General features: G+C 56.4%; 20 protein-coding genes and 1 tRNA gene. 7 read left to right on the top strand and 14 right to left on the bottom strand.

All coding sequences use genetic code 11. The features are described from left to right. The first annotated feature begins 44 nt into the window (after positions 1–44). Positions 45–689 carry a GcrA family cell cycle regulator gene (locus tag GJA01_RS09715; RefSeq protein WP_172794452.1) on the top strand — a complete coding sequence of 215 codons (645 nt, stop codon included), beginning with the start codon at positions 45–47 and terminating at the stop codon, positions 687–689. A 37-nt stretch (positions 690–726) separates the two neighbouring features. Here the strand turns inward: GJA01_RS09715 and GJA01_RS09720 are convergent, their stop codons facing one another. The 5 genes from GJA01_RS09720 to GJA01_RS09740 all read right to left on the bottom strand — a co-directional run bounded on the left by GJA01_RS09720 (position 727) and on the right by GJA01_RS09740 (position 8,265). Then, on the bottom strand, positions 727–1,065 hold the full coding sequence (locus GJA01_RS09720) for an energy transducer TonB (protein WP_169925635.1): 339 nt from the start codon (positions 1,063–1,065) through the stop codon (positions 727–729). Between the two features lie 233 nt (positions 1,066–1,298). Continuing rightward, positions 1,299–2,927, bottom strand: a complete 1,629-nt coding sequence (locus tag GJA01_RS09725) for an efflux transporter outer membrane subunit (protein WP_010503821.1) — start codon at positions 2,925–2,927, stop codon at positions 1,299–1,301. Between the two features lie 2 nt (positions 2,928–2,929). After that, complete coding sequence (locus GJA01_RS09730) at positions 2,930–4,108, bottom strand: efflux RND transporter periplasmic adaptor subunit (RefSeq protein WP_062502950.1); 1,179 nt, start codon at positions 4,106–4,108, stop codon at positions 2,930–2,932. Further along, positions 4,108–7,281, bottom strand: coding sequence for an efflux RND transporter permease subunit (locus tag GJA01_RS09735; RefSeq protein WP_023944673.1), 3,174 nt, complete (start codon positions 7,279–7,281; stop codon positions 4,108–4,110). The genes GJA01_RS09730 and GJA01_RS09735 overlap by 1 nt, the downstream gene beginning before the upstream one ends. Positions 7,282–7,581: 300 nt before the next feature. Then, positions 7,582–8,265 (bottom strand): bactofilin family protein, encoded by a 684-nt coding sequence (locus tag GJA01_RS09740; protein WP_023944674.1) that lies wholly within the window; start codon positions 8,263–8,265, stop codon positions 7,582–7,584. A 293-nt stretch (positions 8,266–8,558) separates the two neighbouring features. Between GJA01_RS09740 and GJA01_RS09750 the strand changes: the two genes are divergently transcribed. Beyond that, complete coding sequence (locus GJA01_RS09750; protein ID WP_062023164.1) at positions 8,559–9,539, top strand: adenosine kinase; 981 nt, start codon at positions 8,559–8,561, stop codon at positions 9,537–9,539. A gap of 52 nt (positions 9,540–9,591) precedes the next feature. On the opposite strand, the gene GJA01_RS09755 is transcribed toward GJA01_RS09750, so the two are convergent. The 5 genes from GJA01_RS09755 to GJA01_RS09775 form a co-directional block, all read right to left on the bottom strand. Next, complete coding sequence (locus GJA01_RS09755; protein ID WP_062502948.1) at positions 9,592–10,404, bottom strand: c-type cytochrome; 813 nt, start codon at positions 10,402–10,404, stop codon at positions 9,592–9,594. A 100-nt stretch (positions 10,405–10,504) separates the two neighbouring features. Continuing rightward, positions 10,505–11,329 carry a hopanoid biosynthesis-associated protein HpnK gene (hpnK, locus tag GJA01_RS09760; RefSeq protein WP_062502946.1) on the bottom strand — a complete coding sequence of 275 codons (825 nt, stop codon included), beginning with the start codon at positions 11,327–11,329 and terminating at the stop codon, positions 10,505–10,507. Between the two features lie 96 nt (positions 11,330–11,425). Further along, entirely contained in the window at positions 11,426–12,850 is a 1,425-nt protein-coding gene (hpnJ, locus tag GJA01_RS09765) for a hopanoid biosynthesis associated radical SAM protein HpnJ (protein ID WP_062502944.1), read from the bottom strand. Then, positions 12,847–14,061 (bottom strand): bacteriohopanetetrol glucosamine biosynthesis glycosyltransferase HpnI, encoded by a 1,215-nt coding sequence (hpnI, locus tag GJA01_RS09770; RefSeq protein ID WP_061930237.1) that lies wholly within the window; start codon positions 14,059–14,061, stop codon positions 12,847–12,849. Before hpnI ends, hpnJ begins: the two co-directional genes overlap by 4 nt. A gap of 58 nt (positions 14,062–14,119) precedes the next feature. Beyond that, positions 14,120–14,773 carry an ABC transporter substrate-binding protein gene (locus GJA01_RS09775; RefSeq protein WP_010503807.1) on the bottom strand — a complete coding sequence of 218 codons (654 nt, stop codon included), beginning with the start codon at positions 14,771–14,773 and terminating at the stop codon, positions 14,120–14,122. A 303-nt stretch (positions 14,774–15,076) separates the two neighbouring features. Here GJA01_RS09775 and hpnH point away from each other — a divergent pair, with 303 nt between their 5' ends. After that, positions 15,077–16,273 carry an adenosyl-hopene transferase HpnH gene (gene hpnH / locus GJA01_RS09780; protein ID WP_062502942.1) on the top strand — a complete coding sequence of 399 codons (1,197 nt, stop codon included), beginning with the start codon at positions 15,077–15,079 and terminating at the stop codon, positions 16,271–16,273. A 143-nt stretch (positions 16,274–16,416) separates the two neighbouring features. After that, positions 16,417–17,709 (top strand): hemolysin family protein, encoded by a 1,293-nt coding sequence (locus GJA01_RS09785; protein ID WP_026017598.1) that lies wholly within the window; start codon positions 16,417–16,419, stop codon positions 17,707–17,709. 10 nt (positions 17,710–17,719) lie between these two features. Here GJA01_RS09785 and GJA01_RS09790 read toward each other — a convergent pair whose 3' ends face one another. From GJA01_RS09790 to GJA01_RS09800, 3 genes are read right to left on the bottom strand one after another with little or no spacing between them, the layout of a single operon-like run. Next, positions 17,720–18,124, bottom strand: coding sequence for a flagellar protein FlgN (locus GJA01_RS09790; protein WP_062502940.1), 405 nt, complete (start codon positions 18,122–18,124; stop codon positions 17,720–17,722). Then, the gene (locus GJA01_RS09795) at positions 18,121–18,420 is read right to left on the bottom strand and encodes a rod-binding protein (RefSeq protein ID WP_023944683.1); all 300 of its coding nucleotides are present in this window, start codon (positions 18,418–18,420) and stop codon (positions 18,121–18,123) included. The genes GJA01_RS09790 and GJA01_RS09795 overlap by 4 nt, the downstream gene beginning before the upstream one ends. Beyond that, positions 18,420–19,550: a flagellar basal body P-ring protein FlgI gene (locus GJA01_RS09800; protein ID WP_062502939.1), complete on the bottom strand. Its 1,131-nt coding sequence runs from the start codon at positions 19,548–19,550 to the stop codon at positions 18,420–18,422. The genes GJA01_RS09795 and GJA01_RS09800 overlap by 1 nt, the downstream gene beginning before the upstream one ends. Before the next feature lie 230 nt (positions 19,551–19,780). Here GJA01_RS09800 and dksA point away from each other — a divergent pair, with 230 nt between their 5' ends. Together dksA and GJA01_RS09810 are read left to right on the top strand one after the other, a co-directional pair. Then, positions 19,781–20,194 (top strand): RNA polymerase-binding protein DksA, encoded by a 414-nt coding sequence (gene dksA, locus GJA01_RS09805; protein WP_026017597.1) that lies wholly within the window; start codon positions 19,781–19,783, stop codon positions 20,192–20,194. A gap of 54 nt (positions 20,195–20,248) precedes the next feature. Beyond that, positions 20,249–20,323 (top strand) — tRNA-Thr (locus GJA01_RS09810). 73 nt (positions 20,324–20,396) lie between these two features. On the opposite strand, the gene GJA01_RS09815 is transcribed toward GJA01_RS09810, so the two are convergent. Beyond that, positions 20,397–21,050 (bottom strand): TetR/AcrR family transcriptional regulator, encoded by a 654-nt coding sequence (locus GJA01_RS09815; protein WP_061930227.1) that lies wholly within the window; start codon positions 21,048–21,050, stop codon positions 20,397–20,399. A 439-nt stretch (positions 21,051–21,489) separates the two neighbouring features. Here GJA01_RS09815 and GJA01_RS09820 point away from each other — a divergent pair. After that, positions 21,490–22,678 (top strand): aldehyde dehydrogenase family protein (locus GJA01_RS09820; protein ID WP_255312269.1); only part of this gene is annotated, 1,189 nt, incomplete at its 3' end.

Genomic DNA, 22,678 nt, shown 5'->3' on the forward strand with positions numbered 1-22,678 from the left:
TAGTGGGCCAGACAGGCCCGGATGCGGGACAGAGGAACCGGTATATGGACTGGACGGACGAGACGATCGCCAGACTTCGGGAGCTGTGGAGTCAGGGACTTTCGACCGCTGAAATCGGCCGCCAGCTTTCCATCACGAAGAATGCTGTTGTTGGCAAGGCCCATCGCCTTGGGCTGCCACCGCGCCCATCTCCGATCCGTAACCGCAAGGTGAAAGACGGAGAAACACCGTCCACGGAAACGCCACGTCGCAAGCCGCCGACCCGTAAGGCTCTCGCTCCGAAAGCTGAGGCTCCGGCCGATCTTTTTGTAGAGAAGGCTGAAGCCAAACCGGTTCCGGTCAAAGTTGAAACTGCCAAGCCTGCTGCCGCTCCCAAGCCGTCTCCGGCTATGGAAAGCATCATGGCTTCTCCGCCGCCGCGTCCCGTAGCCAAGGTTGAAGCGGCTGCCCGTCCTGCTCCCGTGGCCCCTGAGCCGCGCGTTGCACCGCCTGTGCGTCCGGCTCCGCCGCCACGTTTCACGGCGAGCATTGATCGTCCGGCCCGTCGCGGACCGTCGTGCTGCTGGCCGATCGGTGATCCGGGAACACCGGGGTTTCATTTTTGTGGAGCAACGCCGCTGCCTGGGAAACCCTACTGCGCGGAACATGCCGCCATTGCTTATGTGAAGATCCGGGATCGCCGGGACTAATACAGAAAAAGCCGCCTTCAGGGGCGGCTTTTTTGTTTCATTTCACACGAAAATTGATGTGCAGCGTATAATGGTCGTCCTTCACCGGATGACCATTCTGGAGTGCCGGATTGAAAATGGCATGTTCCACGAAAACAAGGGCAGTCTGGTTGAATTCCATGTAGTGCCCATCCGTAATGTGGCATCCATGTGCATGCCCGGTCGGATCGACCTGACATGTCAGTGAAACACGGTCCTGAACCTGTCGCAGGAGCAGGTTTTTGGGGTACTTCATTGCAGGCGTCAAAGCCCGATTGATTGAGGCCCGGCGGTTTGCGCGACTATCGTTCTGGTGATGGAAATACCAAAAGCCGCCCAGTACTTGCGTGAGGCACACGCAAGCCAGTCCGCAAACAGTCCACGAAGATCTGCTCCAGCCTCGTCGTGAAGGACTGGCATCGTCTGGCAAAGGTTCAGGGGCGGGAAGCGGATGGTCCATCTGATCCTGCACGCTTGAGTGATCAGGAAAGTATGGGAGGCTGTTCTGGCCTCTGCAAAGGGTTTTCTGAAAAATTGGGCTGTCAGGTTATCTAAAAGGCCGATTTCCTGATGAGAAACCGGCCTTTGTACTTAGTGCATCGAGTTTGAGAGGCTGCCCATGGGCAGGGCGGGCAGCGTGTTGCCGTGACCCAGTCCGGGGGTATCAGGAGCAGAAGCGTTCAGGTTTTCAAACTGCTCCGGGTGTTGGGACGCATTAACGTCCCCAACTGGTTTTGGGTGGTGTAAATTGTCATATTGCAGAGGCTCCACAGAGAGCGTCTGATCCATCGTCGGAAGGTTGCGTGTTGACCATCCGCCACCAAGGCTGCGGATCAGGTCCACGTCCGCCGTGTAAAGACGGGTCGCGATTTCAACCTGATGAATCCGGCTCTCCAGCGTGTTTTCCTGGCTGAAAATGGCTTCCAGATAGGTGCCAACACCGCCCTGATAGAGCGTCATGGTCATGTTCTGGGTGTCCAGATTGGCTTTGACAGCCCGTTCCAGCGCCTCGTTTTCTTTTGAAAGACGTTCGGTGCGGGATAGGCCATCTTCCACTTCGCGGAAGGCTGACAGAACTTTCACACGATATTCGTCCCGCGTTTCCCGATACGCGGACCAGGTGCGCTGAAGCTCGGCTCGGCGCAAACCACCATCAAAAAGCGGCATGTCCAGACTTGCGCCATAGGTCCAAAGCGAGTTGGCCAGATTGGCAAGATCGAAGCCATTAGCCGCAAATCCACCGCCCACTTTGAGAGCGATATGCGGATAGAAAGCCGCGCGGGCGATCCCGATTTCCCGATTGGCCTGGGCCATTTCCCGTTCAGCCGACGCAATATCCGGGCGACGTTGCAGCAGCTCGGAAGGAACCGAGGACGGAATATGCGGCTGGATGAAGCTGAACGTCTGGACCTGCGGAATATGGAACGTGGAGGGTGACGCATTGGTCAGCACCGCGATGGCATGTTCCGTGACCTGACGGGCAGCCTGAATATCAAGCTGGGCAGCCTGTGTCGTGTAAAGCTGCGCCTGTGCACGCGCCAGATCCAGACGGGGGGCCGCCTGATTCTGAACCTGATTTTCCGTAATGGTCACAGCGCGTTTGTAGAAGGAAATGGATTGCGCGTAGATCGCATCCTGTGCGTCATAGCCGCGCAGTTCAATATAATCGCGTGCCAGTTCGGCCTGTGTGCTCAGGCGCGCCATGGCAAAGTCTGCTGCGCGTTGCTGGGCAAACTGTTTCTGCGAGCGCACGCGGTTGCGGATGGACGACCAGAAATCCGGCTCCCAGGACAACAGGCCGCCGTATTCCTCTTCCGTCTGCGTCAGGGTTGCCCCATTCCGGAACAGACGATCGGCAGACTGTTTGTTGTCAGACGCACCTGCTTCCAGACTGGCATGAGGAAGAAGTTCCGAGCGCGCTGCGGCTACGAGAGCACGAGCCTGAATGAAGCGTTCGGCGGCAGCCTGAATGTCACCATTATCCGCAGTGGCACGGTCTTCAAGCTCGTTCAGGAGTGGGTCCTGAAGCATTGTCCACCAGTTTTCCGGCAGGACAGTATCTGCCGGGGTGGCAAGCGCAAATGGTGCCTGCCCGTGCCAACTTGCCGGAACGACAAAGTTTGGAGCTTTGTAAGCTGGTGCCAGATCACAGGCGGACAGCCCCAATAAAGACAGGGCTGAACCGCAGGCGAGTGAGAGGCGGCGAAGGATAGGAGTCATTATCAGTCCTTTCCAAAGCCGGACTGGTTGTAGCCGCGCTGACCGTCCACGACATTGACCTTGTCACCTTCCAGCACGTCGGCTGGCGGGTTGGAAATGATGCGGTCCGTCGGGGAAATGCCGGTCTGGATTTCGGTGGACGTGTCTGCCATGCGACCGACCGTCACGTTCCGGTAATGCACGCGGTTGCTCTCATCCACGACAGCGACCTGCATGCCCTTTTCCTGGAAAACGAGCGCGCTTGTCGGGATTTCGTACAGATGGGCGTCTTCGTTGTGAGACTTCAGGGCAGCAGAGGCGAAGGTGCCGGGCCACAGGACTTCGTCCTTGTTCTCAAGCGTGAACTCGGCAACGGCTGTACGGGTGTTGGGGTCAAAGCCGCGTGACGTCGTCAGATATTTGGCTTCGAAGGTGCGGCCACGATACTGCGGGACGCTGATGATTGCCGTCAGATCAGGTTGCAGAACATAGGAGAAGGTTTCCGGCACGGAGACGAACAGACGCAGCTTCTGCACATCCGCCACCGTGAAGAGTTCGGATGCACCGCCGGTTGAGTTCAGTCCGCCGCCACCATTGTTCACGTAATCGCCGACGTTGATGTTACGCGCGGTCACAACGCCATCGAACGGAGCCACGATGGTCTTGAACTTCTCAAGAGCTTCGAAGTGATCGACGTTGCGCTGTGCGGCATCGACTTCTGCATGGGCGGACTGTTCGTTCGCGTTGGAAACCGAGACGGACTGCCCCGAGACGGACTGGGACCGCCCCATGGCGCGCCAGCGCTCTGCCGTGACGGTAGCGAGGTGGTACTTCGCCATCACGGAATCCAGATCCGCCTTGGCCTGCGCATACTGTGCATCAAGGGCGGGGGCATTGATCTCAGCCAGAGCATCACCGGCTTTTACATGCGCGCCGTAGTCCTTGTACCACATCTTCACGTAGCCGGAGACCTGCGGATAGATCGGCGCCTGATACCAGGCGTCAATCGTGCCGGGCAGCGTCAGGGCGACCTTTTCCGGGGACTGCTTGGGAGTGATGACGGCAACGTTCGGGATCGCGCCGGCTTCTGTGTCAGCCTTCAGTTCCGTTGCTGCATGGGTTTTTTCAACAACGATGAAGCCCACGTAAAGCGCGAGAACGCAGCTTCCCGCAATGGCGAAGATTTTCGGAGAGCTGGCCATTAGACAGTTTCCTTCTGACGCGAGGAACGGTTGTGGAGGATGGCGTAAACGCAGGGGACAAAGAGGAGGGTCGAGATCGTCGCGACCAGCAGGCCGCCGATGACGGCCTTGCCAAGCGGTGCGTTCGTGGAGTTTGAAATTGCCATCGGGATCATGCCGACAATCATGGCGAGGGCCGTCATGAGCACCGGACGGATACGGCCAAAGCCGGCTTCCAGCGCGGCCTTGAGGGCATCACCATGGATTTCAAGGCGTTCACGGGCGAACGAAACCACGAGGATGGAGTTGGCGGTGGCCGTTCCCATGCACATGATGGCGCCGGTGAGGGCCGGAACCGACAGGCGTGTGCCCGTCAGGAACAGAGCCCAGGCAATGCCGCCCAGAGCACCCGGCAGAGCCGTGATGATGATGAACGGGTCAAGCCAGGACTGAAAGTTCACGACGATCAACAGATAGATCAGCACCACAGAGATGCAGAGGCCGAAGACAAGCTGGGAATAGGCACCATGCATGGTGGTAGCCTGTCCATGGACGTCGATTTCAGCCGAGCGCGGGACGTTGTGTGCGTCGTCTGCCAGAACTTTCTTCACGCCGTCCAGAACGGAGCCCATGTCCGTGCCTTCGACGTTCACATAAATGTCCATCTCGGACATCGAGTTGTAGTGAGAGACTTCGCCCGGTGTCCCAGCGGCCACCACGTCTGCGACAGCACCGAGAAGCTGTGGGTCGATGTTCTCGGGATTACCTTCGCCCTTATCGACAGGAATGGTCAGAAGATCGCTGAGATGCGTCATCTGGTCCTGTGAGGTGTAGAGGTTCAGCGGGAATGTAACGTTGTCTTCCGGGTCGAGCCAGAACTGTGGATCAACAACGGCGGAGCCTGACAGGGTGTAAAGTTCGTTCTGGGCGATGTCCTGTTCCGTCACGCCGGTCGCCTGACCGAAGGTACGGTTGCCGTTCACCATCAGGGTTGGCGTGGACATGGTCTGCTGGATAGTTACATCCGCAGCACCCGGAACCTGACGGATCTTGCCGATGACGTGACGCGCATAGTCGTAGTTCTGCATGGCGTCCGGACCGGAAATCTGAATGTCGATCGGAGCGGAAGATCCGAAGTTCAGAATTTTCTGGGTCAGATCAGCAGGCTGGAAGGTGAAGACGGTGCCGGGGAAGCGCTGTGACAGATCCTTGCGGAGCAGCTTGCGATAATCCCAGACAGGCGAGGCTTCGTTCTTCAGAGCAATCGTCAGGTCGCAGTCCTGCGTTCCCACGCTTGGTGTCGGCATGAAGGCCTGGTTGTGGGGGCCTTCTGGCAGGCCACAATCCGAGATGATGCTTTCCACTTTGCCCGGTAGATCCTGATGGATGCGGTCATCCACAAGAGCTGCAATCCGGCCCGCCACTTCGATACGCGTGCCCAGAGGTGCACGCATGTGCATCTGAAGGGTCCCGGATTTGACTTCCGGGAAGAAGTCGCGGCCTGCGAAGGCATAGAGTCCGGTTGAGGCAATGGAAATCAGCAGGAAGATGCCAACGAACGCGCCACGGCGGCCGATGCAGCGTTCCAGAAGCGTGCCATAGCCATCACGGAAGCGGTTGAAGCGGGCTTCGAAACCTGCCTGGAAGCGTCCGAAGAAGCCTTTCGGTTCCGGGTGGCCGTGATCGGTTTCGCCATGTGCGCCATGATGAACCTGTCCGGCCAGAAGATACTTGGCCATGGTGGGCACAAGCGTACGGGACAGGATGAAGGACGCGATCATCGCGAAGATGATGGCTTCTGCCATCGGCATGAACAGGTAGCCCGACACGCCGTCCAGCTCGAAGAGCGGCAGCCAGACAATGCAGATGCAGGTTGTGGACACGAAGGTCGGGATGACGATCTGGTTGGCCGCGTCAATGATGGCGAGTTCCAGATCCTTCCCCATTTCAAGGTGGGTATCGATGTTCTCGATCATGACGGTGGCGTCATCCACGAGAATACCGACAGCCAGCGCGAGACCACCCAGTGTCATCACGTTGATGGACTGACCTGCCCATCCCAGCCCGATGAGCGCGCACAGAATGGCCAGCGGAATGGACGTGGCGATGATGACGGTGGAGCGCCAGGAGCCAAGGAACAGCAGGACCACAATACCGGTCAGGAACGCGGCGGTGATCATTTCCTGCACGACGTCCTTGATCTGGTCTTTCACCATCACGGAGGCGTCTTCGAGGATCGAGACATGCACATCAGGCGGCAGAATTCTGCGCAGACGCGGGAGGAGCGCCTTGGTCGCGGCTACAACGTCCAGAGTGGAGGCTGTGCCACCTTTCTGGGTAATGACTTCCACGGCCTGACGGCCCTTCACCAGCACCAGGTTCGTCTGAGGATGGCCACCGCGATAGACGTCCGCTACGTCCCGCACATAGATGACTGCATTGCCAACCCGTTTGACCGGGATATTGGCGATGTCTTCCATGCTCTGCGGGGCGGCGTTGGTCTGCACCATCCAGTCGGTCGCGTCGATCTTCTGGTCACCGGCGGGTAGAACGATGTTCTGCTTGCGCAGGGCAGCCTGCACGTCCGCAGCAGCCAGATGATGAGCCCGGAGTTCCGCCTGGTTCATGGAAACCATGACAAAACTGTCCATGCCACCATTCGGGTGCGCCACGACGGCTCCCGGAACTGTTGCGAGCAGCGGGCGAACCGTAATCACGCCGAGTTTGAACAGATCCGATGGTGTCTGCTTGTCAGACGTGATCTGAAGCGCAATGACAGGCACCTGTGATGGGTTCAGAGCCATGATCATTGGCGCTGGTACCATCGGCGGAAGGCCAAGAAGCACCGTTTGGGAAATTGCTGTCACTTCTGCCTCGGCGTCCCCGATGGGCGTGCCGGGCTGGAAGTAGATGTCTACAATCGAACGACCATAATAGGAGTTGGACTCCATATGCTCGATGTTCTGGACTGTCGTCGTGACGGCCAGTTCGAAGTTGTAAGTAATACGACCAGCAAATTCCTGCGGCAGAAGACCTGGATAGGTCCAGACCGCTGCAACGACCGGAATCTTGATGTTGGGGAATACGTCCGTTGGCGTCCTGAGGATCGAGAGGATGCCAAGCATCACAATCAGAATCGACAGGACGACGAACGTTAAGGGTCGTCTTAGCGCGGTGACAACAATGGCATTCATTGGTTGGCGCGTCCTGATGCGGTTTAGGTAGATGCGCCGATATACACATTATGTTGTAGAACTGGATTTAAACTCCCATTTAATACAGAGATTTAATTAAATGCAGTTTTAATATGTTGTTTGCTGTTTAGAATTCTGTGTATTTTTTAATGAAGATATATTTATTAAAAACAATTTTATTGTTTTTCAGAAAATTCTGTATCTGATTTTTATTGGCTCGCGTGTCATGCACATAAAAAAGCCCGCCCCTCGTAATGAGGAACGGGCTTTTCAGAACCGTCAGATAAAAGCGGAGAAGGATTAGCCTTCAGCCTTTTCTTCTGCCACTTCCGGGGTCGTCTTTGCAGGCTCCGCGATCGGGAGACGCGGTGCGGCGCCATCCGTAATCATTTCGAGCTGGCCTGTGATCTGGCCACCGTCTTCAACCTGCAGGCGACGGCACTTTGCCTTACCAATCAGACGGCCGCTGCCACGGATTGTGAGGCTGCCATTGACGGTCAGGGTGCCGTCAATCGTGCCAGCCACTTCCGCATCTTCAACTTCAATTGCGCCGCGGAAAACGCCGCCCTGTGCAACAACGACTTCAGCCGCCTGGATCATGCTGGACTCGACAGTCCCTTCAACGACCAGACGCTCGGCATCCTGAACCGAACCCTGAACGCTGATGCCGCGGCCAACGACCAGCGTGCGCCGCTCTGGGCCCGTCTGGCGCGGAGCGCCCGGTACACCTGCTGCACCCGGACGAGGTGCTGCGGCCGGCGTTGCGCCCGGCAGATTGTTCGGGGATGGCGGTGCCGGGAAAGGGGTACGACCCATGGAGGCGGGGTCCTTCTGCTGAGTGGGCTGGGGGCTGGCGGTTCCGGATCCGGACGCAGGAGTGGTCTGGCTGGAAGCATCCGGCCGGCTGGGAAAGATGGGCTGTCCGGCGAGCTGACTGGTCTCGGCAGGCTTTGCGTCTTCTTCCGGTTTGCGTCTTCTGAACAAGGAAACCCCGCTACGGATCTGGAAAAAACAATGACTCTGTCTCGGTCGCCCTCTGGCAGCCCTGCGAATGCAGACGCGATCAGGAGCGGCCTCTGACAAGGCTTACACGGTCACGCCCCGGACGGACAACCCGCGCTTTCAGCTAAATGTCATAATCTGACATGCACTCAACAGCAGAGGGGGTCATCCGGGGTGTTGGCGTGCCCTAAGAGGGCCCCTATGATCGTGTTGATTTCATGGCGCAGATGGCGTCCTGAACGATTTTCTGCCTTTTTGTGAACTCTGGAGCCTTGATGTCCGCCCCCACGCACGACCTTCTTTGCATCGGTAACGCCATTGTCGATGTTCTTGCTTCCGTTGATCCGGCAGTTATTGCCGATCTCGGTGCCACTCCCGGCAGCATGACCCTGATTGATGCGGCAACGGCACAGGCCATTGAAAACCAGATTGCTGTCGAGCGTGTGGCTGGTGGTGGTTCCGGCGCCAACACGGCTGTGGTTGCGGCACGCATGGGCGCAAAAGTATCCTATCTTGGCAAGGTTGCTGAAGACCAGGCCGGAACGCATTTTGCGCAGGATATCCGCGATCAGGGCCTGACTTTTCCGTCCCAGCCGCTGGCTGCGTCTGAAGAGATTCCGACAGCGCGGTGCATTGTTCTCGTAACGCCCGACGGGCAGCGCACAATGTTCACCTATCTCGGAGCCTGCACGGAATTTACACCGGCAGACGTGCATGAAGACACGGTTGCGGATGCCGCCATCACCTACATGGAAGGTTATCTGTACGACAAGCCGCACGCGCAGGCTGCTTTCGAGCATGCCGCTACGCTGGCGCGAAAGGCTGGTCGTCAGGTTGCACTGACTCTGTCAGACACGTTCTGTGTCGGTCGTCATCATGCGGCTTTCCGTGGTCTTGTCGCCGGTCACGTCGATATTCTCTTTGCCAACGAAGCCGAGCTTCTGGCGTTGTACGAAACGACGGATTTTGAAGACGCTCTCCGCCAGGTTACCGCAGAAACCCAGCTCGCTGTCGTCACGCGGAGTGAAAAGGGCGCTGTCGTCATCAGCAAGGGCGAGCGTCACGATGTTCCGACGACGCCGGTCAAGGTTGTGGATACGACGGGTGCTGGTGACGCGTTTGCTGCGGGTTTCCTCGCAGGTCTCAGCAAGAAGCATGATCTTGTAACGTGTGCGAAGCTCGGCAATCAGGCGGCCGGCGCGATCATCACGCGCTTTGGCGCGCGCCCTCAGGAAGATTTTTCTCTTCGCGCCTGATGCAATACATGATCCGGGGGCGTGCTTCCCGGATCACCCTCTCGCAGAGGTCTCAGAGATGTTTCTGGGCTAAACCAGACTGGCCAACTTCCTGAAGATAGGTCCAGAGAGCGTCGAGCTCGGTTTCCGAAATTGCGCTCTCCGGGAAGGCTTCCATATGTTCGCTCGGCCATTTCCGAACCTGTTTCGGGTTGCGGACAATGGCTCGCAGTCCCTTGGGCGTAATATATTCCGTAACAGGGATCGGGCGGCCAAGGTCCGGCCCCATCGTGCCTTCGCCGACGCCCATCAACTGATGGCAGGGAAGGCAGTTTTCCGCGAAGACAACCTGTCCCTGTGCCGCGGCAGAACTAGTTCCGACAGGCAGTTCATTGCTGGATGATGGGGAAATGGCCGCAAGCTGGTCAACCCATTGTTCCTGCTTGATGATGCCGACGTCTTCTCCCGTCCAGACCAGCGCAAAAGGTCCTAGATCGTGTCCGTGTGGGTGGCGCTTTGGCCATTCCTTGTCCTCGATTGCGATCCACGCCGTAATATGATGCTTGCGGGCCTGCTCAAAGACGCTGCGGGGAATCTCCGCCGTAAAGAGATCTGTGGCTTGAAAAGCCAGTGCGTCATCCTGATGGATCAGGGCTGATAGCGGAATGGCCGGGACGTCCGGCCCAAGAGGCTGTTTGATGTGGGAAAGATCGAGCCTCTGGGTCTCTGGTCGGTGCAAAAGTTCTTCGACGCTGAACTTGTGAACGGTATCGCCATCTTTGACGCTGAGAACCGAGGTTGGGTCAGCCCAGGCTGGGGAAACCATCAGGCCTGCGAGAACAAGCAGTCGCCCGAAAAGCTGTCGTCCGTTCATGTTTGATGCCACGCGTCAAAATCTCCCGCCCATTCAGAGGTTTATCTCTCCAGTATCATAATGATATCGCAACGTGGTGGGTAAACAGCAAAAAAGGTCTCAGTCCGATGTCTTAAAGGTCCGACCAGCCGATCTGGCGGACGCTCTCCCGTGTGAAAGCATCCCGAACCCCGGAATCAAGAAGGGCTGCCAGTTCTCCTTCCTGATCGTAGGTGGGCATGAAGCGGTGCATCATGGCGTTCTGGGCCGTGGCCGGGTGAAAATAGATTTCACTGACACCGTCCGGCAATTTCGGGATCAGTGAGCGGATGCGGTCCGGCGTCATATGGCCAGACCAGCGTAGCCCGAAGCACCAGTCATTTGTCTTGAGACCCGCCTTGCGGATCTGATGACGAAGCACGTCGATCCACCGACGCAGAGCACGATCACTGAAGCTGTCTTTGGCATCTACTGGCTCAGGCGGCTCAAAAGGGGAGCGAACGGCTTTGAGGCCGTGACTGAGGCCTGACTCGATCAGGAAGCGTCCTACAGTGGGGTGTAGATGCATATGCTTGTGGGCGTTCGCATGATCCAGAGGAAGGCCTGTCCGGGCAAAGACGCGGTACTGCGCTTCGATTTCACGTCGGATGGCGCTTCGGGCATGGGGACTGAAGAAATATTCGACCCCTAGACGAAGCTGATCGCGGCCAAACCAGCCCTGTTCATCCGTGATGGCCGGCAGGTCGAGCACGGATTTCCCTTCGATTGCGACAACATGCAGTCCTACCCGCAGATCGGGCATGGACTTGGCCCTACGGATCGCGTCAGCCGCGGCATCTCCGGCCACCATCAGGCTTGCCGTCGAAAGAACACCTTTGCGATGCGCAGCCTCGATGGCTTCGTTGACTTCCAGGCTCATGCCGAAATCATCGGCGGAAACAATGGCGCGACGGGTCATGATGACGTTCCGGAACAGGGGGCAAAAGTCATGAAAAAAGGGGCATGGCCGTCAAGCCATGCCCCTTTCGAGAAAATGAGGCCGTCAGGAACGGTCTCAGGCTGCGTGACGGTCCTTGAGGAACTGGAAGAATTCCACACCCTCGCGCAGACGGCGCTTCATCATCTGCGGGCTGCGGATCATCTCGTTCAGGATGGACGCGATCTTGGAGCCGCGGAAATAGAACTTCCGGTAGAACTCCTCGACGCTTTCAAAGATTTCTGTGTGCGACAGGTGCGGGTAATGCAGAGGAGCGATCTGCACGCCGTTCTCGTCGATCAGCTCCGCGGCATCAACGTTCAGCCAACCATTTTCAGTCGCTTCCTTATGCAGGGCCGTGCCCGGATAAGGAGCAGCCAGGGAAACCTGCAGCGTGTGCGGGTTGATTTCCTTGGCGAAGGCGATGGTTTCCTGAATGGTTTCCTTCGTCTCGCCTGGCAGACCAACGATGAACGTGCCGTGGATCTTGATGCCCAGCTTGTGGCAGTTTTTCGTGAATTCCTTGGCGACTTCGACGCGCATGCCCTTCTTGATGTTGTGAAGGATCTGCTGGTTGCCACTCTCATAGCCTACGAGAAGCAGGCGAAGGCCGTTTTCCTTCATGACCTTCAGGGTCTCGTAAGGAACGTTTGCCTTGGCATTGCAGGACCAGGTGACGCCCAGCTTGCCCATTTCGCGAGCAATGGCTTCTGCGCGGGGCAGGTCGTCCGTGAACGTGTCATCATCGAACATGAATTCCTGCACTTCCGGGAAGTACTGCTTGGCGAGACGGATCTCGGCAGCAACATGTTCCGGGCTGCGCGTGCGGTAGCGATGACCGCCAACCGTCTGCGGCCACAGGCAGAACGTGCAGCGGGATTTGCAGCCACGACCCGTGTAGATGGAAATGTACGGGTGCTTCAGGTAGCCGATGAAGTAGTCGTTGATGTTCAGGTCACGCTTGTAGACTTCCGTCACGAACGGAAGGCTGTCCATGTCCTCGATCATCGCGCGGTCCTTGTTGGCGATGATCTCCCCCTCGGCATTGCGCCAGGTGATGCCGTCCACTTCTGCAAGCGGCTTGCCTTCAGCGATTTCCTTGATCGTGAAATCAAACTCGTTGCGGGCCACGAAGTCGATCGGGCCACCCTGCTTCATGCTCTCTTCGGGCTGAACGGCGACCTTGGCGCCGACCATGCCGATCATGATCTTCGGATTGGCATCCTTGATCATCTGCGCCACGCGGACATCGGATGCGAAAGACGGCGTGGACGTGTGCATGACCACGAGGTCACGATTCTTCACGTCCTCAAGGATCGGGTCCATGCCCATCTTCGCCGGAGGGGCATCAATCAGGCGGGAGCCGGGAACCAGAGCAGCAGGCTGAGCCAGCCATGTTGGAAACCAGAAAGACTTGATTTCACGCTTGGCCTGATAACGGGAGCCAGCACCACCATCGAAGCCGTCGAAGGAAGGAGGCTGGAGAAAAAGGGTTCTCATCATGATCGGACACTCCTGTGGGTGGTGGCGCCAGACTGGAACGCTGCGGCGCGCGCCGAAGATTTACGTTTTCTTCGGGCGATATGGACCGTTCTGCCGCGCCATGCAACGCGTGACCCTCTCGCACTGCCCACCATGATGGCTGCGGACAGCCAGTCACGGATCACCAGAAGAGGGATTGCGGCGGGCAAAGAACATTCCGTCGCACGGTCAATAATCCGGCTTCCAAGGGCACGGATGGCCCATGTCAGCCCAAGTAGCAGCCAGGTCCACCATGTGTTGGGACGAAAGAGAATGGCAGTGACCGCCCAGAACAGCGGAAGCTGAATTGAGGACAGGCCATAGCCGACAGGTTCTACATTCTTGACGGTTCTACCCCAGCGTAGTTCGTGAGAGAGCAGTTCGCTTAGAGTGTGTTCGCCAACGGTTGTATGGGTAAGGGATGGAGCAATGGCGATGGTCTTGCCACGCTGACGGACAAGTTGGCCAAGCTCGGCATCGTCCGCCACGTGATCAACCAGAGCTTCAAAACTACCAATTTCGGTCAGGGTCTGGCGTGTCAGAGCCATGGTAGCGCCGAGACAGTCCTGACGACCCAGCAGGCGGGACATCATCACACCTGGCAGGAAATTATGATTGATCTGGCAGGCGCCGAGTTGCTGAACCAGCGTTCCTCCTGCCGTGCGCCCGGCATAAAGGGTGGTCACCAGACCTGTTTCTGGCTTCTCGAGACTCTCGACAACATGCTTCAGATAGGATGGAGCACAATGAATGTCAGAGTCTGAAATGACCAGAACATCATGCTGTGCCTCACCGTACATATTGATGAGATTGCTGATTTTTCGGTTTGGCCCATGTTCTGCAGCGTTGATGGCGATGCTGACAGGGATCTGAGGGTACGCCTGACGCAGGTTTTCAACGACGGCAAGAGCTGCATCCGATGGATCATGAACACCGAACACGATCTGGAAAGCAGGATAATCCTGCTGAAAGACGCTTTCCAGCGCGTCTTTCAGTAAGGGTTCATTGCCGTGTAAGGGCTTGAGAACCGTAACGGATGGCCACTGCCTGTCAGACAGACGAACGGCCTCGTCTTCCTGACGTTCCCGGTTACGAAAACGTGCAAGAAGTATCGCGCCTGTCAGGGCCTGTATGTTGCCAGCAATTGAAACAAGACCACAAAAGCCGGCGGCAATGGAGAGAGGAGAAGGCACGACGGTCTCTTATCTCCCCTTTGTATCAATAGGGAAGAGCAGTCCTGCCCGGTGGGGATCAGTCATGCAGGAACTGTGTTGTTTTCTGATCGAGCATATCTGCGAGTCCCTTGGCGCCCCCCTTTGACAGGGTGCCACCGAAGTCGGCGCGCTGGGCTGCAACCTGACTGATGTGGGCATCAAGCAGGATATCTGTGACACGCCAGCCGGAGGCACCGCTTGTCATAATGTAATCAATGGGTGTGCCATTGTCTGCGCTGGCACCAATCGTTGTATCTACAATCTGGCCGCCTGTCGGGTTGGAGCGGGTTTGCGGCTTGATCACGAAAACCGCATTGCTGCCCGGTTTGAAAGACGATGCATATCGCGCGATTGTGAACTGACGGAAGGAACCCAGCAGGTGTGTGCGGTCATCCGGGCTCAGATTGTTGTATCGGATACCCACCGAACGACGCAGGATAGCTTCGAGATCAAAGGCCCGATCAATGGCCGGGGCAATCATTGTCGCACGCTGCTGAGCCGTCTTTCCCGTAGTTTGGGCAGATTTCAGCGCGTCATAAAGACCCTGGATTGGAGCAATGGCGGAAGCCGTATTCGGGGCTTCTGCCGCGGCAGTCTGAGCGTGTGCTGCTGTCACAGGGGGAACTGCCAGAAGGCAGGCCGTGAGAAGGGACAGAGTCGCTGTCTGAGCAAATCGGGAATTCATGGTCATGCTTTCGTCCTCTGAGACGTTTTGTGCAAGAGGTCATGCTCCTGCTGCACGGTAACAACCGCCAGATGCATAAATCGTTCTGTGATCGAATGGCCACATCACTACATAGAATTGCAACCAACGACATTGAGGCCCACATGACAATGAGGCTATAGCCAGTCAATCAAGAGTCCGACGCGCCCTTCCGGTGCCGGTTACCCCAGACCGACATTGCCAGGGCCTTCCGGGCCTCATTCAGATGTGTAAGGCCTCCGGCGTGCTGTCATGGCGCATTTTTCCGGAAGCCAAAACCAGAGGATTATAATGGCCGTTCCTTTGATGCAGGCTGTCCGAGTCGGGCGGTACGTTGTCAAGCAGCACCTCACGGGCCGCAAGCGATATCCGCTGGTCCTGATGCTCGAACCGCTGTTCCGCTGCAACCTCGCATGCGCGGGTTGCGGTAAGATCGACTACCCAGCACAGATCCTGAACCAGCGTATGAGCCTTCAGGAATGCCTGGATGCCGATACGGAAGCAGGTGCACCAGTCATTGCCGTTGCAGGTGGCGAACCCCTTCTGCACAAGGAAATGCCGCAGATCATCAAGGGTCTGATTGCGCGCAAGAAGTACGTCTATCTCTGCACAAACGGTCTTCTCCTTGAAAAGAAGCTCGACGATTACGAGCCTTCCCACTTTTTCTCCTGGGATGTGCACCTGGACGGCGACAAGCTGATGCATGATGCGTCTGTCTGTCAGGATGGCGTGTTTGAGAAGGCCACGGCAGCAATTCGGGCCGCCAAGGCTCGGGGCTTCCGCGTCTCCATCAACTGCACAGTGTTCGATGGCGCCGTTCCTGAGCGTCTGGCTGCGTTCTTTGATGAAGTTATGGCGCTTGGCGTTGACGGCATCATGACCGCTCCGGGCTATGCTTACGAGCGTGCTCCAGATCAGGCACACTTCCTGAACCGTCAGAAAACAAAGCAGCTTTTCCGTGACGTTTTCCGTCTGGGTAAGGGCAAGAAGTGGCGCTTCACGCAGTCGCCGCTGTTCCTGAACTTCCTGGCTGGCAACGAGAACTACCACTGCACGCCATGGGGCAAACCACTCCGCACCGTGTTTGGCTGGCAGCGTCCATGCTATCTGTTGGGTGAAGGCTATGCCAAGACCTTCAAGGAGCTGATGGACGATACCGAGTGGGATAAGTATGGCACTGGTGCATATGAGAAATGCGCTGACTGCATGGTTCACTCCGGTTACGAATCCACAGCCGTCATGGATGCCGTCCGTCGTCCCTGGCACATCGCCAAGGTCGCCCTGTTCGGACCTGAAACCGAAAAGCCGATGGTCCCGGAAATCTCGCTCGCCAATCAGCGCCCAGCCGAATACGGCTATGAGGCTCAGGTAGCGCAGCAGATGGAAAAGATCTCGACGGGTGGAAAGCCTGCCCGTGGGCCTCGTGTACGCGTCAACGGTCGTGCAGCGGCTAATTCTGTTCCAGCGGCTGCGGATGCCGCTGACTAAATCAGTTTTTTCTGATCAGGACAGACACAGAAACCGGCCTTCAGGGGCCGGTTTTTTTGTGTCCCGCTCATTAGTCGCATGAATATCATGGTATCCGGCATCAGTCCTGACTATCATCACGGTCTCATTACTCTGGCCGGATCATGTTGACCCCCATTTTTGTTATTTGCCTGCTCATTCTCCTGAATGCTGTTTTTGCCATGGGAGAGCTGGCCCTTATTTCAGCCAAACGTCCAAGGCTGGAAGTTCTTGCAAAGCAGGGCGTACGCGGAGCCCCGGCAGCGTTAAGACTTGCGGATGATCCGCACGCTTTCCTTCCAACGGTCCAGATCGGCATGACGCTGGTCTCCATTCTGGAAGGAACATTCGGCGGCAGCCAGATCGAAGCCAATATCCGGGAGTGGATTGCAACCGTCCCGACGCTTCATCCTTTTGCGGGTGAACTCTCGATCGTGTTGGTCGTTGCGACCATTACTTTTGCCATGCTGGTCTTTGGCGAGCTCGTGCCGAAGCAGATTGCTCTTCAGCAACCTGAGCTGATCGCGTCCCGTCTGTCCTGGCTGCTTGTTGTGGTTGCCCGTGTGGCTCAGCCCGTTGTCTGGTTGCTGAGTGGGACGTCTTCACTTGTGCTGCGTCTTTTGCGCGTCGGTCCATTGACTCGTGCGGCTGTGACGGAAGAAGAACTACGCGCCGTACTGGCAGAAGGCGCCCGTGCAGGCGTTCTGGAAACAGATGAGCAGGCCATGATCGAGCGTCTGCTCCGATTGGCTGATCGTCCTGTTCGCGCCATCATGACGCCGCGTAATGAGCTGTTCTGGGTTGATCGTCATGCGGATCAGGAAACCCTGGTGCGTAAGCTCAGACAGTCTTCCTATGCCCGGATCGTGGTGTGCGAAGGGGATGTCGATCATCCTGTTGGCGTTATCCTTGCCAAGGACATCATGGACCGCCTGCTTCTGGGGATGTCTGTTTCCATTGAAGCCGCGTTGCGTGAACCGCCGGTTATTCCGGACAGTCTGAGCGCACAGGATATGATCGAGCGCATGCGTGGTGTGAACCTCGGCATTACGTTCGTGCTGGATGAATATGGCTCGTTTGAAGGGATCGTTACGCCGTCAGACGTGTTCGAGGCAATCGTCGGCGAAGAAAAGGCGGAAGGTGGTTCTTCGGAACTTCAGGCTGCTGAAGGAAGCGATGAATATGTGTTTGACGGGTTTATGCCAGCAGATGAGTTACGGTCTCGCCTAGACCTGCCTGAGCTTCCGGGAGGAGGTAGTTATCACACGCTTGGCGGTGTGATTCTGGCCTTGCTGAGACGTGTACCAGCCAAGGGGGACAAGGTGGCTTTCGAAGGATGGTTGTTCGAAGTCATGGATATGGAGCGCCGCCGTGTCGCAAAAGTTAAGGTCAGTCGCCAGGTGCTTGCAGAAAACTGACTTTTGCGCGTTAGGCGCGGCTGACGAAAAGTGAATGACGTTTCGAGGGTTTATCGGCATAACTTCCCATGCTGCCGTAGCTCTGTGGAGATTCCGAAGGGAGAGGGTCGGTGAGCAGCTCGATCAGACGCTTCTGCGTTTTGATGGCGCGCTGAAGCAGATCCCCGTTCTGTTTGCTCAGGTTCAACATTGTTTCCAGAAGCGTGCGATGTTCGGGAAAAATGGCCGTTTCGGCAAACACGCACATATCCTGAGAGGAGGCGGCTTCAATAGCGTCTCCCAAAGCCGAGGCAGCACTTTGTTTGTCCGATGTCAGAAGTAAGGCTTCAGGAATACGGCCTTGGGACAGGCAGGCATTCTCCGCTTCCAGAATGGAGACGAGTTTCTCCATGGCCGAAATGATAAGCATGCTCATTTCTGTTCCTGCATAGCCAGCATCTGACGATTGATGGCATCCGTCAGGCCGATGCCGCCATTGTTTTCCATCTGTTTGGCGATCTGTTCCACCATCATGGGCCGAAACTGCTTTTCACCTGCTCCACCGCTGAACATGTTCTGACTGTCATCATCTGTCTGGAACATGGGTTGAAGCATCTGATTAATGGTCATGGATTCGAAGTCCTGAGCCGCTTTCATGGTCTTTGCAGTGTCAGGGGCGGTGTTGTGCAAGGCGTAACCCTGTGTGGACGTTGGGATAGATGAAACGGTCATCAACGCATCTCCAGTTCTGCCTGCAGGGCGCCATCAGCCTTGATGGCCTGCAGAATACTGATCATGTCACGTGGTCCTACTCCCAAGGCATTTAGCCCTGAGACCAGTTCTCGGAGTGTCGCTCCGCCCTGCATGACGGCCAGATGATTGTTCTTGCCAGTGTCGACCTTCACGTTCGTTCGAGGCACCACGGCAGTCTGCCCATTGGAAAATGGTCCAGGTTGTAAAACCTGAGGGGTTTCCGTGATCTGAACGGTCAGGTTTCCCTGTGCCACGGCGACCGTACTGATGCGCACGTCTGCGCCCATGATGATGGTCCCGCTCGCCTCATCCACAATGACTTTCGCTGGATTGTCCGGCGTTACCAAAAGGTCTCCGATACGCGAAAGGGTCGAAACGGGGTCATGTGTGCTGAGATCCAGCAGGACGGTGCGCGGATCCTGGACAACAGCAATTGGCCCTAATGCACGATTGATAACGGCAGCTATTCTGCTTGCTGTTGTCAGATCAGGATTGCGTAAACTGAGATGCAGATTCTGCCGATGACTCAGATCGAAAGGGACTTCGCGTTCCACGACCGCACCATTGGCAATATGACCACTGGTCGGCACATTGCGTGTGATGGATGCTGCGGCTCCACGAGCACTGAACGCATTGGTTGCCAGACTACCTTGAGCAACAGCGTACACTTCTCCATCTGCTGCCATGAGAGGCGTGACAAGAAGGGTGCCGCCCGTCAGAGACGAGGAGTCGCCTGCTGCGGATACCGTGACATCAATCCGGTTTCCGCCATGGGCAAAAGCTGGAAGGTCGGCAGTGACCATGACCGCCGCCACATCATGCGTTTGAAGCTGGGTTTCCTGATCCCTGATGTTCACGCCCAGACGGTTGAGCATTGAAATCAAGGTTTCTCGTGTGAAAATTGAATTTGTAAGCCTGTCTCCGGTGCCGTTGAGGCCAACGACCAGTCCGTAGCCGATAAGCTGGTTGGTTCGTACGCCCTCCATGTCCGTGATGTCCTTGATGCGAACGGTGGCCGCTAGCGTCATGCTGGGCATAAGCAAAGCAAAGGCACACAAAAGCGCAGTCAATCGCCGGGTACAGGAGAGAAGAAGGGAGAGAAAAGGCATGAAAGTTCAGTGAAATCCTGACGGGTAGAGCTGCCTCAAACAGCCTTCGGCCCTCAGAATGGCGCGGGATCGTAAAGAAACCCCTAACATGAGCGCAGAATTCTGCGCTTGGCGCGAAAGCTGAAAAGGATCTTCGGGGTTGGCGAAACGGCCTGCGATGGCTATAAGCCGCGCGTTATCGCCTACGGCTCTCGATCGGACGTTGGCGGACTAGCAGGGATTGGATGCGCATGATTACGCTGCCGCCGGATTATACCCCTTCCGACGAAGAAGAATTCATGAACCCCCTTCAGGTGGAGTACTTCAGGCAGAAGCTTCTGCGCTGGCGTGCTGACCTGTTGAAGGAAGCTGACGGAACGCTCGCCAGCCTTTCAGAAGGTGGTATTCATGAATCCGATATTACCGACCGTGCCAGTGTTGAGACGGATCGTGCTTTTGAGCTGCGAACGCGTGACCGCGCCCGCAAGCTGATTTCCAAGATCAATATGGCCCTTCAGCGTGTTGAAGACGGGAGCTACGGGTTCTGCGAAGAAACAGGCGAGCCAATTGGCCTCAAGCGTCTGGAAGCCCGCCCGATTGCAACGCTTTCCATCGATGCCCAGGAACGTCATGAACGCATGGAAAAGGTGCATCGCGACGATTAAGGGGGTTGCACTGGGCGCGCTGAGAGGATACGAAGCGCGCCAAGGCAACGGAATGCTGCTGTAGCTCAGTGGTAGAGCACTCCCTTGGTAAGGGAGAGGTCGCGAGTTCAATCCTCGCCAGCAGCACCAGCTAAATCTCCCGCTATGAATTATCTTGCCCTTAGAGTGATCTAGGCCAAGCAATATGACCCTTGATCGTTTGTCACAGGCAGACGATGCGTAGGATCGTGTCGATATTGAAGCGGATGCGCTCTGCCTGTGCAGATTCGGACATCAGATCGCGTTCAAAAATAATAGAACCGGTATATTGGTTGGTGAAGTAGTAGTAGCTCACCGCTGCAATGGTGATGTTAAGCTGTACCGGGTCAATTCCGGAGCGAAAAATCCCTTCAGTGACGCCGCGTTTGAGAATAGTATCGACGAGTCCCACAAAACGACGACTGACGATCTTGACGGGTTCGGATGTCTTGAGATGACGGGCCTGAGCCAGATTTTCACTGTTTACCAATGAGATGAATTCTGGATTCTGGATGTAATAATTCCAGGTAAAGTGGACGAGTCTTTCAAGCGCTTCTCGTGGATCCAGACTGTCCAATTCCAGCTTTTTTTCGGATTCTCGAATATCGAAATAGGCGTTTTCCAGAACTGTCTGGAAGAGCTTCTCCTTACTTTCAAAGTAATGATAAATCATGCGTTTGTTAGCATTGGCCTCCAGTGCAATCGCATCGACACGCGCGCCTTCAAGGCCGTTGCGTGCAAATTCTTTTTTAGCGGCATCAAGAATACGGCCCTTGGTTGCTTCGGCATCCCGGATACGAGGGCGGGAGGGCTGTGGGTCGGAGGGCTGTGCACTCAACGGGGTGTCTCGCTTTTTCTGGAACGGACCGGAAGTTTTCCCGCTTTATGGCGAGAAATGACCAATCGTCAAAACATCACATAAAACATCACATTAAAAAGAGATTTTAATATCACTATAACGTGATTTATGAGATTTTCTGTTTTGCGCTACCAAAGTAACCAATCGGTGCAAAGGGGTATTTTCTGTCGAGGAAACGAGAAGGAGAAGTTTCTAAGGGTAAGATTGAGGGAACATTCCAAGCTGCGCTGCTTTCTTTTGAAGAGGCGTTCCCGAATGTCATCAGTCAATAGAATGCCCCTTTTGAAGCCGTTGGTGTGAATGGGGTCTGGTCAAAATCTTTAGCGATAAAGATTCAAGTGCCGACCCACTCTTCACGCAGGAAACTGAAACGGCGATGTGCCTGCACAGCCGCCAGAAAGACAGGGAGAAGCCGTCCATGAACAAGATGGCGCAGAAACTGGCTCCATCCGGAGTTGCTCGTGACTTTGGGTTCTTCATCGATGGTGAGTGGCGCCACGGACGTGAAATGTTCGAGCGCAAGTCTCCCAGTCATGATGTTATTGTCACACGGATTGCCCGTTGCACGGAAGATGATCTGAATGATGCGGTAGCCGCGGCGCGACGTGCATTTGAAAACGGAACATGGGCTGGTCTGGCAAGCGCGGAACGCAGTGCGATTCTGTTGAAAACGGCTGAGCTTCTCAAGCAGCGTCGCGATGATATCGCCTTTTGGGAAGTGTTGGAGAACGGCAAGCCGATTTCTCAGGCCAAGGCTGAGATCGACAACTGTATTTCCTGTTTCGAGATGGCTGCCGGTGCCGCGCGCCTTCTGCACGGCGACAGCTTCAACAATCTGGGCGAAAGCCTGTTCGGAATGGTTCTGCGGGAGCCGGTGGGGGTTGTTGGCCTCATCACGCCTTGGAACTTCCCATTTATGCTTCTGTGTGAGCGTGTGCCGTTCATTCTGGCATCGGGCTGCACGGTCGTCGTGAAGCCAGCGGAAGTGACCAGTGCCACCACGCTGATGCTCGCCGATATTCTGACGGAAGCGGGCCTGCCAAAGGGCGTCTATAACGTCGTAACCGGTACGGGTAAAAGCGTTGGTCAGGCTCTGACACAGCATCCGGATGTGGACATGCTGTCCTTCACTGGCTCCACGGGTGTTGGCCGGTCCTGCATTCATGCTTCTGCGGACAGCAACCTCAAGAAGCTTGGCTTGGAACTTGGTGGCAAGAACCCGATCGTCGTTTTTGCGGACAGCGATCTGGAAGATGCGGCCGATGCTGTGGCGTTCGGGATCAGCTTCAACACCGGGCAGTGCTGCGTTTCGTCCAGCCGTTTGATCGTTGAAGATTCGGTGGCCGACAAGTTTGAGAAGCTTGTGGTTGCCAAGATGGAAAAGATCCGCGTGGGTGACCCGTTCGACCCGGAAACGCAGATTGGCGCTATTACGACGGATGCGCAGAACAAGACCATTCTTGATTATATTGAGAAGGGTAAGGCTGAAGGCGCGCGCGTTCTGTGTGGTGGCAACAAAGTTGATCTGGGGCGGGGACAGTACATCGCGCCGACGCTCTTCACGAACGTAAAGCCGGATATGTCCATTGCGACGGACGAGATCTTTG

Origin of the sequence: Gluconobacter japonicus, assembly GCF_002723975.1 — a bacterium.
In the GTDB taxonomy this organism is placed as follows: Bacteria; Pseudomonadota; Alphaproteobacteria; order Acetobacterales; family Acetobacteraceae; genus Gluconobacter; species Gluconobacter japonicus.